Source organism: Vibrio sp. Vb1554 (genome assembly GCF_033344235.1).
In genome coordinates this window covers 1-1,303 of sequence record NZ_JAWPOJ010000229.1, presented here as the reverse complement: position 1 = coordinate 1,303, position 1,303 = coordinate 1, and the positions used below count along the sequence as shown (strand labels likewise).

Genomic DNA, 1,303 nt, shown 5'->3' with positions numbered 1-1,303 from the left:
GAGATTGCCGAGCGCATACGCACACTGGACGTTCCCGCACCCGGCACGTTTAAAGAGTTCGCCAAACTCAGTGTGATTGAAGAGGTTGAAGGCGTTCCGAGCGCGACGGAAATGGTCGACATACTCACGCACAATCACGAACAAGTCGTAAAAACCGCACGTAAAGTGTTAAAGCTAGCCCAACAAGCGGATGACGAATCTAGCGTGGCGTTGGTATCTAACAGAATGCGCATCCATGAAAAAACAGCATGGATGTTACGATCGCTGCAGAAATAACGCCGAGCGAAACGACCTAAGGATAATGCTCTGTATTAAAAACATCAGTAATTAATAACGGATGCCCGTGTTTGTTCACCAGTTGTAACGACTAGCACTCGCAAAACGCAAGAATGGGAGAATTAACATGACACAACAAAATGCGCATTCCGCAGGCAAATGCCCCGTAATGCATGGCTCCATGACCACCAATGACAGAACAGAAAAGAACTGGTGGCCGAAGTCGCTCAACCTCGACATTTTGCATCAACACGACGCTAAAACGAATCCAATGCCGAGTGATTTTGATTACCAAGAAGAAGTCAAAAAACTCGATTTCGCTGCACTCAAACAAGACCTCATCGCACTAATGACCGATAGCCAAGAATGGTGGCCTGCTGACTGGGGACATTATGGCGGCTTGATGATTCGTATGTCATGGCATGCGGCAGGGACTTATCGAATCGCAGATGGTCGCGGTGGTGCGGGCACCGGAAATTTACGTTTTGCCCCGCTAAATTCATGGCCAGATAACGCTAATCTCGACAAAGCAAGACGTATCCTTTGGCCGATTAAGAAAAAATATGGCAACCAACTGAGCTGGGCCGATCTCATTGCGTATGCCGGTACGATGGCTTATGAATCCATGGGGTTGAAAACGTTCGGCTTCGGATTCGGGCGCGAAGACATCTGGCACCCAGAAAAGGACATTTATTGGGGCTCAGAAAAAGAATGGCTGGCACCTACCAACAACCCTAACAGCCGCTATTCAGGTGAACGGGATTTAGAGAATCCACTCGCCGCTGTGATGATGGGCTTAATTTATGTCAACCCAGAAGGCGTCGATGGACAGCCGGATCCACTCAAAACCGCGCACGACGTACGAGTTACGTTCGCTCGAATGGCAATGAATGATGAAGAAACCGTTGCCCTAACCGCTGGTGGCCACACCGTAGGTAAAGCGCATGGTAACGGTGATGCAGCCAATTTAGGCCCAGAGCCAGAAGGTGCCGACATTCACGACCAAGGATTAGGTTGGTTAAACAAG

2 protein-coding genes are annotated in these 1,303 nt (G+C 49.2%); both read left to right on the top strand.

Annotated elements, in window-relative coordinates; all coding sequences use genetic code 11:
- A partial coding sequence (locus R8N28_RS25195; protein ID WP_318183658.1) for a DNA starvation/stationary phase protection protein occupies window positions 1–276 on the top strand: 276 nt, incomplete at its 5' end.
- 127 nt (window positions 277–403) lie between these two features.
- A partial coding sequence (locus R8N28_RS25190; RefSeq protein ID WP_318183657.1) for a peroxidase family protein occupies window positions 404–1,303 on the top strand: 900 nt, incomplete at its 3' end.